The 15,628-nt window shown below is 44.6% G+C and carries 15 protein-coding genes; 7 read left to right on the top strand and 8 right to left on the bottom strand.

Features of this window, described 5'->3' with window-relative positions; genetic code table 11:
* Positions 1-40 precede the first annotated feature (40 nt).
* The 5 genes from AC4MRV_RS01385 to AC4MRV_RS01365 all read left to right on the top strand — a co-directional run bounded on the left by AC4MRV_RS01385 (position 41) and on the right by AC4MRV_RS01365 (position 4,927).
* Positions 41-430 carry a DUF3302 domain-containing protein gene (locus tag AC4MRV_RS01385; RefSeq protein WP_491185626.1) on the top strand — a complete coding sequence of 130 codons (390 nt, stop codon included), beginning with the start codon at positions 41-43 and terminating at the stop codon, positions 428-430.
* Positions 430-1,560, top strand: a complete 1,131-nt coding sequence (locus tag AC4MRV_RS01380; protein ID WP_491185625.1) for an HlyD family secretion protein — start codon at positions 430-432, stop codon at positions 1,558-1,560. Before AC4MRV_RS01385 ends, AC4MRV_RS01380 begins: the two co-directional genes overlap by 1 nt.
* 281 nt (positions 1,561-1,841) lie before the next feature.
* Entirely contained in the window at positions 1,842-2,390 is a 549-nt protein-coding gene (locus AC4MRV_RS01375) for an ECF-type riboflavin transporter substrate-binding protein (protein WP_491185624.1), read from the top strand.
* A 6-nt stretch (positions 2,391-2,396) separates the two neighbouring features.
* Positions 2,397-4,091 (top strand): ABC transporter ATP-binding protein, encoded by a 1,695-nt coding sequence (locus AC4MRV_RS01370; protein WP_491185623.1) that lies wholly within the window; start codon positions 2,397-2,399, stop codon positions 4,089-4,091.
* A complete protein-coding gene (locus AC4MRV_RS01365; protein ID WP_491185622.1) occupies positions 4,088-4,927 on the top strand; it encodes an energy-coupling factor transporter transmembrane component T family protein in 840 nt (279 codons plus the stop codon). Before AC4MRV_RS01370 ends, AC4MRV_RS01365 begins: the two co-directional genes overlap by 4 nt.
* A 32-nt stretch (positions 4,928-4,959) precedes the next feature.
* Here AC4MRV_RS01365 and AC4MRV_RS01360 read toward each other — a convergent pair whose 3' ends face one another.
* Together AC4MRV_RS01360 and AC4MRV_RS01355 are read right to left on the bottom strand one after the other, a co-directional pair.
* Positions 4,960-5,307, bottom strand: coding sequence for a GlpM family protein (locus tag AC4MRV_RS01360; protein WP_491185621.1), 348 nt, complete (start codon positions 5,305-5,307; stop codon positions 4,960-4,962).
* A gap of 5 nt (positions 5,308-5,312) precedes the next feature.
* Entirely contained in the window at positions 5,313-5,669 is a 357-nt protein-coding gene (locus tag AC4MRV_RS01355; RefSeq protein ID WP_491185620.1) for an acyl-CoA synthetase, read from the bottom strand.
* A gap of 296 nt (positions 5,670-5,965) precedes the next feature.
* Between AC4MRV_RS01355 and AC4MRV_RS01350 the strand changes: the two genes are divergently transcribed.
* Positions 5,966-7,399, top strand: a complete 1,434-nt coding sequence (locus AC4MRV_RS01350) for a methyl-accepting chemotaxis protein (protein WP_491185619.1) — start codon at positions 5,966-5,968, stop codon at positions 7,397-7,399.
* Between the two features lie 34 nt (positions 7,400-7,433).
* On the opposite strand, the gene AC4MRV_RS01345 is transcribed toward AC4MRV_RS01350, so the two are convergent.
* The gene (locus AC4MRV_RS01345; protein ID WP_491185618.1) at positions 7,434-8,198 is read right to left on the bottom strand and encodes a ferredoxin--NADP reductase; all 765 of its coding nucleotides are present in this window, start codon (positions 8,196-8,198) and stop codon (positions 7,434-7,436) included.
* Between the two features lie 207 nt (positions 8,199-8,405).
* Here AC4MRV_RS01345 and AC4MRV_RS01340 point away from each other — a divergent pair, with 207 nt between their 5' ends.
* On the top strand, positions 8,406-9,110 hold the full coding sequence (locus tag AC4MRV_RS01340; RefSeq protein WP_491185617.1) for a DUF445 domain-containing protein: 705 nt from the start codon (positions 8,406-8,408) through the stop codon (positions 9,108-9,110).
* Between the two features lie 73 nt (positions 9,111-9,183).
* Here AC4MRV_RS01340 and AC4MRV_RS01335 read toward each other — a convergent pair whose 3' ends face one another.
* The 5 genes from AC4MRV_RS01335 to putA form a co-directional block, all read right to left on the bottom strand.
* Positions 9,184-9,660, bottom strand: a complete 477-nt coding sequence (locus AC4MRV_RS01335) for an Lrp/AsnC family transcriptional regulator (RefSeq protein WP_491185616.1) — start codon at positions 9,658-9,660, stop codon at positions 9,184-9,186.
* A gap of 120 nt (positions 9,661-9,780) precedes the next feature.
* The gene (locus AC4MRV_RS01330) at positions 9,781-10,011 is read right to left on the bottom strand and encodes a hypothetical protein (protein ID WP_491185615.1); all 231 of its coding nucleotides are present in this window, start codon (positions 10,009-10,011) and stop codon (positions 9,781-9,783) included.
* Positions 10,012-10,186: 175 nt separating this feature from the next.
* Entirely contained in the window at positions 10,187-11,674 is a 1,488-nt protein-coding gene (putP, locus tag AC4MRV_RS01325; protein WP_491185614.1) for a sodium/proline symporter PutP, read from the bottom strand.
* A gap of 90 nt (positions 11,675-11,764) precedes the next feature.
* Entirely contained in the window at positions 11,765-12,463 is a 699-nt protein-coding gene (locus AC4MRV_RS01320) for a 1-pyrroline-5-carboxylate dehydrogenase (protein ID WP_491185613.1), read from the bottom strand.
* Positions 12,464-12,483: 20 nt separating this feature from the next.
* The gene (gene putA, locus AC4MRV_RS01315; RefSeq protein ID WP_491185612.1) at positions 12,484-15,603 is read right to left on the bottom strand and encodes a bifunctional proline dehydrogenase/L-glutamate gamma-semialdehyde dehydrogenase PutA; all 3,120 of its coding nucleotides are present in this window, start codon (positions 15,601-15,603) and stop codon (positions 12,484-12,486) included.
* Positions 15,604-15,628: the final 25 nt, after the last annotated feature.

Raw genomic sequence — 15,628 nt, 5'->3', positions numbered from 1 at the left:
TACGATTTAACTTTGTATGTTAAAAAACAAGGATGTTGTTATGTTTTTAGATTACTTCGCCCTAGGCCTTTTGGTCTTTGTCGCGCTGGTTATCTTTTACGGTATCATTGTCATCCATGATATCCCTTATGAGATAGCCAAGGAGCGCGAGCACCCGCATCAAGATGCCATTCATTACGCAGGTTGGGTTAGTTTGTTTACCTTGCACGCGATATGGCCTTTCCTTTGGATTTGGGCCACATTGTGGCGTAAAGAGCGGGGCTGGGGCTTTCAAAAGCTCGAGGCTGAACAGCACGATATTCATCACCGAGTTGATGCCCTCATTGACCAAGTCAATCAATTACAAAAAGAAGTAACCGCTCTGAAAGCAGAAACCAAAACGAGGTCAGCGCCTTCCGTTCATGTCGACCGTCACGAGGAGGAGCAGTAATGGATTTACTTTTAATTCTGACGTATGCCGCTCTTTGCATCACCATCTTCAAAGTATTCAATATCCCCTTAAATAAGTGGACCGTCCCAACCGCTGTGCTTGGTGGCGTAGTGCTGATCGGAACGTTGATTCTGTTGATGAACTACAACCACCCATTTACTCAAATGGGTAATCAGGTGTTCTCATCAACTCCGATCGTTTCAGGGGTAAGAGGAAAAGTGATTGAAGTACCAGTGGAACCGAACAAGCCTTTGCAACAAGGGGACGTACTTTTCAAAATCGATCCGATTCCTTACGAAGCTGAAATAGCTAAGCTAAAAGCACAAATCAAGGAAGCCAGCCAAGGTGCATTAGGTCTTGAATCTCAACTTCAAGCTGCTAAAGCTGGAGAAGTGAAAGCCATTGCCGAAAGGGACAAAGCGCAACGTGAGTTTTCGCGATACCAACGAGGCTATGACAAAGGTGCATTCACTGAGCAGCAATTGGATACTCGTCGCCAAGCATACAAGGCTGCTGAAGCCGCTCTTGAATCAGCAAAAGCAGGCGTAGAGCAAGCCGAGCTTGCACTGGACTCTGAAATTGGCGGAGAAAACACGACAGTTGCTCGACTCCTCGCTGAGTTGCGTAAAGCGGAGTTCGATTTAGATCAAACGGTTGTACGCGCACCAACTGATGGCTTTGCAACTCAACTTGCATTACGCCCTGGAGTAATGGCGGTACCTTTGCCATTGGCGCCTGTCATGACTTTTGTTCACACCGAAGAAAAAATCTACACCGCAGCGTTTAGACAAAACTCACTTCAACGCCTTAAACCAGGCTATGAAGCTGAATTCCTGTTCCGCGCACTGCCAGGCAAAGTATTTAAAGGTGAAGTGATTGATGTTCTTCCTGCCATTGGCGAAAGCCAGTTCCAAGCCCGAGGGACATTACTTGGAACAGAAGCACTTCGCACTAGTGGCCGTGTATTTGTCACTCTAAAGATTACCGACGATTTATCCGATTACCATCTGCCGATGGGTACAGCCGTTGAAGTAGCTGTCTACTCAGATAAATTCACCCACGTATCTATCATGCGAAAAGTACTGATTCGTATGAAGAGTTGGCAAAACTTCTTATATTTAGATCACTAACCACCACCAACCAACGGGCTTCTATTGAAGCCCGTATTTTGTTCTCTCACAGTCATTGCAAGTGGCAACTAATTCGTACAACTTCCCATAGCCATCTAGATAGTTAGCTTTCCAACTGATACCTCAGCAGGTATAATCTGCGCCTTATTCTCATGGGTGTACAAAATTCAATCAAAATAATCACCTATGGTTATGTTCTTTAAAGATTTTATTGCCACTTCAATCAGCAGTTAACACGTACTAAAACTGGACTGAAGTGAACATACTACAAAGGGTTATCTATGAATCTTTCTGCAAAAACCGTGGTCGTTATTGCAATTGGCGCTGCACTGTACGGAATTGGCGGTCTACCTATGTTTGGTATTCCTGTTTTTGCCAACACCACTCTTAAACCAGCAATGGCGGTTTTAGCACTGTTCTCCGTGTTGTTTGGGCCAATTGTAGGCTTCTTGGTTGGCTTTATTGGTCACTGGGTTACCGATTTGTTTGCCGGCTGGGGAGTATGGATTACTTGGGTTCTAGGCTCTGGTATCGTTGGTTTGATTCTAGGTTTCTACCCAGCAATGACCAAACATCGTCTGCAGAAAGGCGATTTCAACCATAAAGACTTTTCTCTGTTTGTACTATTAGCCTTGGTTGGTAATGTTATCGGTTATGGTTGCTCAGCCTTCTTAGACACCATTCTTTACGCAGAACCTTTTACGAAAGTATTTACTCAGCTCACCATTATTGCAGCGGGTAATACCGTACTTATCGCAGTTGTGGGTTACTTTATTCTTAAATCTGTTGCGAAACGTAACGCTCAAAGCCGTAACCTAACCGAGGCTTAATCATCAATGACAATTGAATTTTCTGACTTCTCTTTTAGATATGAGTCGCTGGACAAACCGACGCTAAAACATATCAATCTAAGGATAGAGAAAGGAGAGAAAATCGTCATTATCGGTCCAAGTGGTAGTGGTAAATCTACCCTTGGACAGTGCCTAAACGGACTCATCCCACACTCAATTAAAGGTGAAATTACAGGCGAGCTGTCGCTCAATGGGCAAAGCTGTGCCAAGTTAGAATTGCACCAAATTACTGAGCAAATTGGTACCGTACTCCAAGACACTGACAGCCAGTTTGTTGGCCTTAGCGTAGGTGAAGATATCGCCTTCGCTATGGAAAATCAGCTTGTCTCAAATGTCGATATGTACCCAATCGTTAAGTCAACGGCTAAGATGGTTGATCTTGGGGATATGCTAGGCCGTTCGCCTCACGACCTGTCTGGAGGTCAAAAGCAACGCGTATCCCTAGCGGGTATTTTGGTTGACGACGTTGATACCCTGCTGTTTGATGAACCTCTTGCAGCCCTTGACCCCAAAACAGGTCGAAAAACGATAGAGATCATTGATCAACTTCATCAAGAATCTGGTAAAACCATTATCATTATTGAGCATCGGTTAGAGGACGTCTTGCACCGTTCAGTCGATCGCATCATCTTAATGGAGCAAGGCGAAATCATCGCGGATATGACGCCTGATGATCTGTTATCGTCGCCTCTATTAGCCAAGCATGGTATTCGTGAACCTTTGTATCTATCTGCGCTAAAAGCAGCCGGTCAGTCAATTCAGGCTCGCGATATCCCCTCTCAACTTGACAGCTACCCTCTTGAACAATGTGCGATGCTGTTTCAGTCTTGGGGCGATACTAAAACACAGCCTTCTATCCCATTACAGAACGATTGTTTGCTAGAAATTTCGAATCTAACCTACTCGTACGATGGTGAAAAAAACGCACTAGAGGATGTCAGCTTTTCGATAGGTCGCGGTGAGTTTGTTTCCATTTTAGGCAAAAACGGCTCGGGTAAATCCACCATTACTAAGTTGGTGATGGGAGTGATAGAACCTGATACTGGCAGCATCATTTTAGATGGCCAAGATCTGCAGCGACTGTCTATCTTTGAACGTAGCCAGAAGATTGGTGTCGTCATGCAGAACCCTAATCATATGATTTCCCACCATATGATTTTTGATGAGGTAGCATTTGGGCTAAGAAACAAAGGGTTAGATGAAGATAAAATTCAAACCAAAGTACATGCTATTTTAGATCTTTGTGGTTTAAGTAAATACCGTAACTGGCCAATTGAAGCCTTGAGTTACGGTCAGAAAAAGCGCGTAACCATCGCTTCGATTCTTGCTTTGGAGCCAGAGCTGCTCATTTTGGACGAACCGACTGCCGGTCAAGACTATCGTAACTACACGTCCATGCTTAGCTTTATCAAAGACCTCAACACAAAACTGGGTATAACAGTGGTCATTATTTCTCATGACATGCATCTGGTACTGGAGTACACACAACGCTCCATCGTCATATCAGACAGCAAACTGATCGCAGATGCCCCGATGACGGAAGTCTTCAGCCAGCCAGAGCTGCTCGATCAAGCAAACCTGACCACCACCAGCCTGTATGACTTGGCGGATAGACTTGCAATCGAAGATAAAAATACGTTTATGCAATACTTTATTCAACTCGAGAACCGTGTCGCATGAAAACATCTAAGATGAAGTTCGGCATCAGCTACGTTGACACTCAATCTCCACTGCATGCCCTTAATGGCATCACCAAATTTGGTTTGTTCATTGCCTGGATCACCGTGGTCTTAACCACTTTTGACCTACGCATGATAGGGGTTTTGATTGTTCTTGGCCTGACACTGCTAAAAATGACACGTGTACCACTAAAGGTATATAAGCCACTATTAATTGGTACGGCGAGCGTACTTTCGCTCAATGCGCTATTTATGTTTTTACTTGCACCCACTCAGGGAGAAGTATTTCTTGGCAGTAGCACGGTGCTTCTCCAGTTGCCAGGCAGCTATTCGCTGACTCAAGAAACCCTGTTCTATTTGGTAACCGTAACTCTCAAATACTTCAGTATGTTTCCAATTGCGTTAGTGTTTGTATTCACCACACACCCTACGGAATTTGCTGCTAGCTTGAATCGCATTGGCGTACCCTACAAAATTGCTTACGCTGTCAGTTTAACGCTGCGCTACTTACCTGAAGTAAAAAATGACTTCGTGAACATCATGCACGCACAACAAGCACGCGGCTTGGACATTTCCAAGAGCACCCCGCTATTTCAACGCCTGCAGAACGTCGCCAAAATATTGGGGCCTCTGATTTTCTCAAGCCTTGATAGGGCAGAAGAGATTTCCAACGCGATGACCTTAAGAGGGTTTGGTCGCCACAACAAACGTACTTGGTATAGCTATAGACCACTTAGTAGGCAAGATAAAATGGTGCTGTGTGGAATTGTGCTAGTCGTCATCGGTGCCATTGCCAAGCGACTAACCGAAACGCACCTATTTTGGTATCCACTATAAGAAAGGGCCTGACAATTGTCAGGCCCTTTGCTTTATGTCGTCACTATTGCGCTAGTCCATACGACGATCAATACAACTGCAGCAACTAACCAGACAAGCGTCGCCAGTGTTAACGTTTGTATTAGAGCGAATCGGAAACTGAAATAGTAAACAGCAATAAGATAACTTGCGTAAGGCAGTAATGAATAGAGGCCAAAAAGTGCGGTTTGGCGTAACTCTCCCATGCTATGCTCTGTGCCAACAATAAAATGAGCAATCAACGCAAACGTAGGGAATAGTGGCACAAGACCTGCGATATAAAAATTCTTACTCCTAGACAGTAGGGCAATCAGTACTACTGCCCCAGCCCCAAGTAGACTTTTTAAAAACAAAGCCACCATAGGCATCACGCTAAATTAGCAAAAAGTTCATCATCAGACATGTATTTATGTTTACAACCAAGATTGCGTAAATGCATAAACATAAAGTCAGGGAAACCTGGAGCAAGTAAGTCATTGGGTTCCCAAAGCACACCGCCAACGAACACATAGCGGCCCTGCTTCTCTTCACTATGTAAACTGTTATTGATTTCCGTCGAAAGCTCCGGACGGACACCTTCAACCACGCAAACAATTTGTCCACGAGCAACCCCAACGACTCTTTTCACCAGATTCGCTTTGATACCACACTTCCAGGCTTGACGTGTGGCCATTTCAAAGCCGTGTTTGCGAACATTCTTCTGTATATTCACGATCAAGTTCATCCTAGTCACCGCTATTCCCAACCCTAACTTTTGAACAGATTAGAGAGCAAGTATCGAATTAGCGAGGTAAAAGATAACTAAGATTCTCACCCAGTGGAAAACCAGCTGAATTAAGTTCCTATCACATTCAGCCAGAACATAAAGATCCAGGTCACATTTAGAGCAACAGTATGACAAACTGTTACATTATAGTTTGAAACAAATCTCACAAATACATCTCATTTATCGATAAATTTAATAACTTTAATGAGCTCATATAAATCCAAGCTTTGATTGGATTCAAAAGGGAGTAACTAATGAAAGAAGTTGATTTTAGAACCATCGATCGCTTGTTCATTAAGATGTCGATAAATGACAAATTCTGGGTCGTCCTTGGCCTATTTCTTATTACCGTTTCATTTCTCGCCGGGGGACGCTACATTGAAACAATAAACCAAGCAGAACAAAGCGAAATTCTGGCAGCTCAAACTCGCTTAGACACGCTAATATCAGTGATTAATGGCGATAGCATTACATCTCAGGCAGGGATCTCAACCGTATCGAGTCTTCGAGAATCAAGCATCGATCGTGGGATTATTACCGTTTACCAAGCGAATAATAATGGACAAGCGTATCAGCTGACAGTTAACGCAACTAGCTCCATTGACCGTGTGAAATCGCAAGCCCTAACCACCTTTTTACTCAGCTATTTATGGACTTTGCCGTTTGCACTCTTTTGCTACTGGGTTGCGACCTTTATTGGCGGTGCCTTATGGGTTCTATACACAACGACCCAACGCATTGGAGACGGAGACTTAACTTCTCGCCTCGGTTTTCACCCTGGTCGAGATGAATTTGGAACCATCGGGTGTGCATTGGACAAAGCGATGGATACGCTGAGTGACTTAGTGAACAATGTAAACCTAAACACCCAAACCCTGACGGAAACCTCCGCCTCATTCGAGCAAGATATGAAGCAAAGTGAATCTCAAGTGCGCAGTCAGTATGCGTCACTAGACTCAGTTGCAACGGCAATGGAACAGATGACGGCATCTGCACGTGAAGTTTCCAATATTTCTCAGCAATCGACGCAACAAACAGAAAACGACTCCGAACATATTGAAGGCAGTTACAATCGCGTTCTTTCTGCGATTAAAGAGATCAATACCCTTTCTCAATATATTGCTCAAACCGAAGATTCCGTTACCAGCCTGAACGAAAACACTACGCAAATAAATGAAGTCATCACGACCATTAACGCAATTTCGGAACAAACAAACTTACTGGCGTTAAACGCAGCTATTGAAGCAGCTCGTGCCGGTGAACAAGGAAGAGGTTTTGCGGTCGTTGCTGATGAAGTAAGAACGCTGGCTAGTCGAACTCAATCCGCGACAGTCGAAATACAAGCTATGATTGAGAAGCTACAAACTGAGAGTCAAAGTATCGCTTCGATTACCTCGAAAACAGTGTCGCAAGCACAAACGAGTAGTGATCTAGTTACTGCGATTGGTGAGGATGTTCAATCTATCGCGCAATCTGCTCAATCCCTAACAGAAATGAGCATTCAGATTTCGACGTCTGCAGAAGAACAAAGCGCAGTTGCCAACGATATTGCCGCCGAATTGACGGATATCCGGACGCAATCTAATGCACTTCGCACCGTCGCTGAGCAATCATCTCGCGGCGTTGAAAACTTAACCGCAACGTCCGTGTCGCTGTCTCAAATGCTTAAGCAATATAGAACACAGTAACTCACAATCCCTGTCTATTTAGGCAGGGATTTTTTTACCAATATCTTTCATAGATTATTTGACCGCCAGTCGCTCTGCGATACTTCTCCAGACCAAAGCTTTTCAATACTTCGACCGTTTCTTTTATCATGGCTGGATTACCGCATAACATCACGAAGCTATCTTGATCTTCTATTCCATGTCCCACCTTTTCCTGCAACATCTGGCTTGATAGTAACTGAGGAATGCGTCCGTGAAGCGTATAGTTTAACTTTTCACGCGACACAATCGGCAGATAGGACAAACGACCATCATACTGTTCAATCAGCGTTTCAATGAGATAGCGATAAACGAGGTCTTTTTCCTGACGTACAGCATGAACTAAAATTATTCGTTCGCATCCTGGGCGAAAGTTCATGTCATCAAGTAGTGATAAAAATGGACCAACTCCCGTCCCCGTTGAAAGAAGCCACAAGTTTTGAGCCGTTTTGGGAATACTGCTAAAGGTGAGATCGCCGTATGCTTTGTTACCAACGTAAATAGCGTCCCCTTCCCTCAAGTTTTGTAGGCGTGGAGACAGCCCTCCTTCAGGATTAGCAACAATAAGAAACTCCATCATATCGCTACTATTTAATGGGGCATTGACAATCGAATACGGTCGGCTAATTAAAGTACCGTCATCACTAGGCAGCGCTAGCTTTACATACTGCCCGGCCTGAAATGGGACTGAAGCACCACTTACTCGTAAACTAAATAGCTCGGTAGTCCAATCTGTGCGGCGCTCAATATGGGCTTGAGAAAAACCATTCAGTGCTGTCATAACAGATCCTCCAAGTGGTTAACTATTTTTTAACTTACGCCCTGTTGCTGCGTATGTAAAATTTCCTTATCCATCAAACCATTGGAGATCACATTAATTTAACAAAAACACAACCAAGAATATTGATTACACAATAGGACCGACTTAGCGTTCGGCGAAGTTTAAGCTATACTTCGCTCCTTTGTACCACCGAACAACAAAAATCAAATGAATAAGAGCTTACTCACTAACATCATTGCAATAGCCCTTCTTGCTGGCGGTCATCTAACTGGCAACCAGATTGCGTTTTATGCGGGACTTTTCGCTTTTTCCGGCGCCATAACCAATTGGCTCGCCATCCATATGTTATTCGAGAAAGTGCCCGGACTATATGGTTCTGGCGTTATCCCGGCGAGATTTGAAGAGTTCAAAGCCGCCATCAAAAACCTTATGATGGAGCAGTTCTTTACCCAAGAGAACATCGATAAATTCCTTAACAAGGAAATGACTGGGGGCAAAACACTGAACCTTGAGCCCGTGATTGAGAAAATCGACTTTAATCCAACGTTTGATTCTTTAGTTGATGTGATCGCAAACTCTCAATTTGGTGGCATGCTGGCGATGTTTGGTGGAACGGACGCTCTGCAACCTCTAAAGCAGCCCTTTGTCGAGAAAATGCAAGAAGCAATCGTTGAAATGAGCCAAAGCGAGACCATAAAAGAAGCACTGAAAGAACAGTTTGAATCACCCGCAATGATGGATGAAATTCGCATCAATGTGGAAAACATTATCGATCAAAGATTGAGTGAACTTACGCCAAAATTAGTCAAAGAAATGGTGCAGAAAATGATCAAAGAACACCTTGGTTGGCTAGTTGTTTGGGGGGGGGTATTTGGTGGCGTCATTGGCGTAGTCTCATCATTTATTGCATAAACCCGCCAGTCCGTCCAAAGAGACTAAACAAAAAGGGAAGCACTATAGCTTCCCTTTTTCATGCATCATAAGCTTAGAGCTTACTGATTAAATCCGCATTCACACCAAAGCTCGTTTTATGCTCTTCAATAACGACTTCGCTGCGCGTTTGGATAACACCTGGCAGTGTACCCAGCTTAGTCGACATAAAACTCTGGTATGCTTTCATATCTTTAACTCGAACCTTAATCATGGTGTCAAAATCGCCGGACAGCGAGTAACACTCTTCGATTTCAGGCATATCCGCCACGGCTTGAGCAAATTTATCAAAAATAGAAAAACTCGTCTGATCGAGGCGAATATGAATAAAAACTTGCACATCCAAACCGAGTTTTTCAGGGTTCAACTCAGCATGATAGCCTTTGATATAGCCTTCTTTTTCTAGACGTTTTACGCGGTCGGAGCAAGGAGAGGTTGTGAGGTTAACTTGTTTAGCTAACTCTACGATAGGCAGTCTGCCTTTAAGATTTAAGGTACGTAGGATTTCTCGATCGATTCGGTCTAAGTCCATGTAACACTCTTATTATTCGTTATATATTTCAATCAATAATAAGCGATACCGACTCTTCACACCTAGTGACAAATCGAAACTATCAATGTTTTTGGTGAGTGAGTCACTCAACCATTGGGGTTAGGCTACTTTAGCACCAGAAAAACCACTAGAATCCACAATTTCGGCTTGCGTATTACACACTCGGCAAAAGCACTGCTTTTCCATTTTCATATAGTGTGCACCTTGGAATACGGTCGCGAAGAAACAAGCCAGACTTTTTACCATTGATTGATGCTCTTCTTCACAACGTTTCATCACGACTTTATGAGCCGTCATTTTGTTGCAGCAATGGCAGTAAACCTGTGGCATTGGAACTCTCCCTGAATCTAATGTGGTTATTGATAGTGGACATATTTGTAAGGCCTTGGTTCCGATTGCTCAAACTTTAGTTCGCAATTTGTGAGCCGTGTTCAATTCTTACTCAGAAAAACAAAAAGCCCCTGAAACTTTTTAGTTTCAGGGGCTTTTATTTACAAAAATGCGATTAGTCTAGTTCAACCAATTGCTTCTCGAACTTAGCGTATTGTGCTTTCACTTTGTCATCTGGCTCTCCAGTTAACAAGCTCACTACCACAATAGATAGAGCAGAGAAAATAATACCTGGAACGATTTCATAAACATCAAACCAACCGCCGCTTAGCTGTTTCCATACAACGATAGTAATACCGCCAACTAAAATACCAGCTAATGCGCCATTGCGGTTCATACGTTTCCAGTACAAGCTCAATACGAGAGCAGGACCAAACGCCGCACCAAAACCAGCCCACGCGTAAGAAACAAGTCCAAGCACTGAGCTATCTGGAGTCATCGCTAAAACAAGAGCAACAATCGAGATACCGATTACAGCGATACGACCAACCATCACGATTTCTTCTGAAGATGCGTCTTGTTTAAATACTTGTTTGTAGAAGTCTTCTGCCAGTGCCGAAGACGAAACCAGCAACTGAGAGTCCGCAGTACTCATTACCGCTGCTAGGATTGCTGCAAGTAAGATACCAGCGATTACAGGGTGGAATAGCGAGTTCACCAGTAGCATAAAGATCTTCTCACCATCATCGACTGAGATACCTGAGTTATTCACATACACCAATCCAACAACACCAACTAACATTGCACCGACCATCGATAATGCAGTCCAAACGACAGCGATACGACGTGCCGTGGTGAGGTCTTTGTTCGAACGAGAAGCTTTGAAACGAGCCAAAATATGTGGCTGGCCAAAGTAGCCTAAACCCCAAGCCACTAACGAAATAATAGCAATAGCAGATAAAGGCTCGCCTTTTGAATCTTCCCATAACGTTAGAAGTTCTGGGTTGATGCTCTCCAGTTGACCACTAAGATCGCTAAAGCCACCTTCCATCGCAGCAATAGGTACAATCATCAACGCCGCAGCCATAAGAAGACCTTGAACTAAGTCAGTCCAAGAAACCGCTAAAAAGCCACCAAATAGCGTGTAAGAAACGACACATACCGTGCCAATAATCACTGCTGTCGTGTAATCTAAACCAAATACTGTTTCAAATAGCTTACCACCTGCAACCAAGCCTGAGCTGGTATAGAAAAGGAAGAATAAAAGAATGAAGAAAGCAGAAATTACTTGAATCATCTTCGATTTATCATTGAAACGACGTGACAAGAACTCCGGTAGCGTCAAAGCATCTGTCGTGATTGAATATGTACGTAGGCGCTTAGCATTAATTAGCCAGTTCAACCAAGTACCTACCAGCAGACCACCTGCTAGCCAAAACGCTTCGATCCCCGCAGCGTAAGCGTAACCCGGAAGACCAAGCAATAACCAACCACTCATGTCCGATGCGCCTGCAGAAAGCGCAGCAGGCCAAGGCCCCAGTGAACGACCACCCAAGAAGTAATCTGACGAGTTTTTCGTTCGTAAATATGCGATAACGCCTATTGCTAGCATCAAAACGAGATACGCAATAAACGTGGCTGTAATAGCAAAGCTATTTCCCATGTGATATGTCCTCTTTGTAAAAGATCGCCTTCCCTAAGTGCCCCTATCTGTAATTATTTAGTAGTGATAGGGGCTATACACGGAAAAGGGTTAGTGAGTTTCGCTTCCAAGCTCAAGCAAGGTCGCATTACCACCCACTGCTGTTATATTTATTGTTCTCGTGCGCTCGGTGATAAAACGCAGCGATAAATGTGGATCGTGGGCAACCGGAATAGCGTCCAGATCCGTTTCCGAAACTAGGCCAACAATAGCCCCTTCACGTTTCGCAAGTTGGCGGTTGACACTACGTTCAACCTCGATGTTACCTACGTAACCCACACTACGTACGTCAGACTCCAGCAGCTGATGATAAGCATCTAAAGAAGTAAACTGTACTAGGTTAGTAGGTAGAGAAGACTGCGTATAAGCAGCTTCAAGTTCTTTGCTAAGTTCAGTGTCATCACTACATAAAATGACACTGTTCCCTGCAATTAGTGCAGCTGTTATTTGAGCAACAACTGCGTTTTTCGCCTGACTTGAATTATCGTGTTGAATAACCAAAGCCACGCCTCGTCCAGCGGTATAAAGCTCGTTTGTTTCCCCTGTCGGGCCAACAAGCTGATGAGTTTCCGCTAGCAAAGTAGATGCTTGTTCGATATGAAATGAAACAACTGCGCCTAATGAAGGCTTCGCTTGATGTAGCGACTGCTTAAAAGCAAGCAAACACTCACTTTTTGAATCAAAATCCGTTAAATTCCAATTTTCCCAAGCCGAAAATGCGTCAGAAAAACGAGTTACTTGATGAACCATAATTAATCTCCGAGCTAGGCTTAAGCAAATTGAGTTTGAGTAAAGCGGAACAAGTAGTGTGGACCACCAGCTTTAGGACCGGTGCCAGACAAGCCTTGACCACCAAATGGTTGAACACCAACCACGGCACCAACTTGGTCACGATTGATATAGCAGTTGCCGACACGAGCATGTTTCTCAATCCAACGGTAAGTCGTTTCATTGCGACTATGGATACCCATTGTTAGACCAAACCCAGTGTTATTGATCTGCTCTACCACTTGAGTCAACTCACTCGCTTTGAAGCGAACAATATGCAGAATTGGGCCAAATTGCTCTTCTTTCAGGCACGAGATGTCGCGAATTTCAAAAGCGCTAGGAGCGACAAAATCTCCATGCTCGTGCTCTTCAGATAAAGTCAGTTGAGCAACTTTCTTTTCTGTCGATGACATAAGCTCAATATGTTTAGTCAACTTCGCTTTCGCAGTTGCGTCGATCACAGGCCCAACATCGGTAGAATGTAGGTAAGGTTTGCCTACAGAGAGCTCCTGCATTGCCCCTTGAATTAAGGCAACAATACGGTCAGCAATATCTTCTTGAACATAGAGCACTCGAAGTGCACTACAACGTTGACCCGCTGAAGCGAAAGCAGAACGAATAACGTCACGCACAACCTGCTCTGGTAAAGCAGTACTGTCGACGATCATCGCATTTTGACCACCCGTTTCGGCTATAAATGGAACTGGCGCTGCATCACGCTGGGCCAGTGTCTGGTTGATGCGCTGAGCGGTTGCTGTCGAACCCGTAAACGCAACCCCCGCAATAGCAGGATGAGACGTTAGCGCTGAACCAATTTCTGCACCGCGTCCTGGTAGAAGTTGCACTGTACCAGCAGGGAAACCGGCTTCATTCATTAGCTCTACCGCACGAGCCGCAATCAAGCTAGTCTGTTCCGCAGGTTTGGCGACAACCGTATTGCCGGCAACAAGTGCTGCTGCAACTTGGCCAAGGAAGATTGCCAGAGGGAAGTTCCAAGGGCTGATACAGACAAATACACCGCGCCCCTGACGAGCAATGTTGCGTGTTTCACCATCAAACCCTGTGATGGTTAGTTCACCCAATGCATCTACCTGTTTAGCGTAATAGCGACAAAAATCAACCGCTTCACGTACCTCGTCAATGCTGTCATGAATCGTTTTACCCGCTTCTTGGTGACATAGCGCGACAAGTTCAGCCAAATTCACTTCGAGCAGGTCAGCAAGCTTCTCTAGTTTCTCTCCGCGCTCTTGAGATGACGTCGCCTGCCATGTTGAAAATGCTTGTTGTGCACCCTCAATCGCTTCGGAAACATGATCAAGGCTAGCAAAAGCGACCTGCCCTACCTCAATACGACGATCATAAGGGGCTTTGACCGTTTCTACGTTAGTGTTTTCCTTGATCATGCTTTCGGCATAATCTCGACCGTTTATGATAGGAGCCGCAAGCCACTGCTTACTAAGGTAGCTTTCGACGTCTGCCTCAAACGGTTTCGCTTCGCTCTCTACATCTACGTTTACCCCTATTGAATTCTTGCGCTCTGGGAATACAGCAGGAGGTAGAGGGATTTGCGCATTATTAAACGTATCAAATGCTTTTAGCATGTCGACTGGATGATGAGTTAATGACTCAACAGGACAACGAGCATCCACTAAACGGTGTACAAACGAACTGTTTGCTCCATTTTCTAATAAGCGACGAACTAAGTAAGGCAGCAGGTCTTTATGACTACCAACAGGCGCGTAGATACGTACCGACTGTTGATATGCTTCCATAGCATGGTTATATAGAGAATCGCCCATACCATGTAAACGTTGGAATTCGAAATCTTTATGCTTCGCCATCACCGCGATAGACGTTACCGTCTGGGCATTGTGGCTAGCAAATTGTGGGAAGATATTGCCACGTACATTTTCACTTAGTAGGAACTTAGCGCACGCTAAATACGCGACATCTGTTGCCTCTTTACGAGTGTAAACTGGATAGTTTGCATAGCCTGCTTGCTGTGACCACTTAATCTCACTGTCCCAGTACGCCCCTTTTACCAAGCGAAGAGGGATTAGGTCACCTTGCTCTTTCGCAAGACCGTTTAGCCACACAAGCACAGGCAACGCACGCTTTGAGTAAGCTTGAACCACTAGGCCAAACTTACCCCAACCTTGAACCAGGTCACTGCGATACACTTTTTCAAATAGCTTGAGTGAAAGTTCTAGACGATCCGCTTCTTCGGCGTCAATCGTAATGGCCACATCTAGCTCAACTGCGCGCTTTAACAACTGTTGTAGCGTGTCGTACAACTCGGTTAGCACTCGCTCTTCATTGGCAACTTCATAGCGCGGATGAAGCGCTGACAGTTTGATCGATACTGAAGGTGCTGGGCTAGTGTCCAAACCATACTTGTCACGACCAACCGCTTCGATAGCCATTAAGTAGTCTTTGAAATATTTGTTCGCATCAGCAGTGGTTAGCGCAGCCTCACCTAACATATCGTATGAGTAAGTAAAGCCTCTATCTCGATTCGAACGGCCATTCTTCTGCGCTTCTGCAATGCTGCGACCTAGCACGAACTGATGCCCCATCACTTTCATTGCTTGGTGCATCGCTTTACGGATCACAGGTTCAGACATCTTATTGACTAGGCGATTAACAGCACTCACTGGGCTTTGAGATTCTTCCTCAGAAAGGCCAACGACTTTACCCGTTAGCATTAAGCCCCAAGTCGATGCATTCACAAAAACAGAGTCTGAATTTTTCAGGTGTGATTTCCAATCTGCCACGCTTAACTTGTCACGGATCAGCGCGTCTGCGGTAGCGGCATCAGGAATACGCATCAAAGCCTCAGCTAAACACATCAGCAAGATACCTTCTTGCGTATCTAGGCTGTACTCCAACAATAGCGCGTCGATCATCTGAATCGACTTCTTATCAACGCGAATAGCTTCAATAAGCTCAGTCGTTTTTTGGGTAATTTGGGCTTTTTCAGCGTCAGTTGGCATTGCCAAAGGCAACAGTTGCTCAAGCCATTGTGACTCGTCCACCATGTATAGTGGCGAGATCAATGACCAAAGCTTCTCAAGCGGTTGCTCGACAAACTCTGTGTTCAACACATCAGTTGCTGTAAACATGCGTTTTCCTCAATCTCACACCTGA

It is taken from the genome of Vibrio sp. (genome assembly GCF_984391705.1).
The sequence above is the reverse complement of the archived record's forward strand: the minus strand, read 5'-3'. Positions and strand labels throughout refer to the sequence as shown.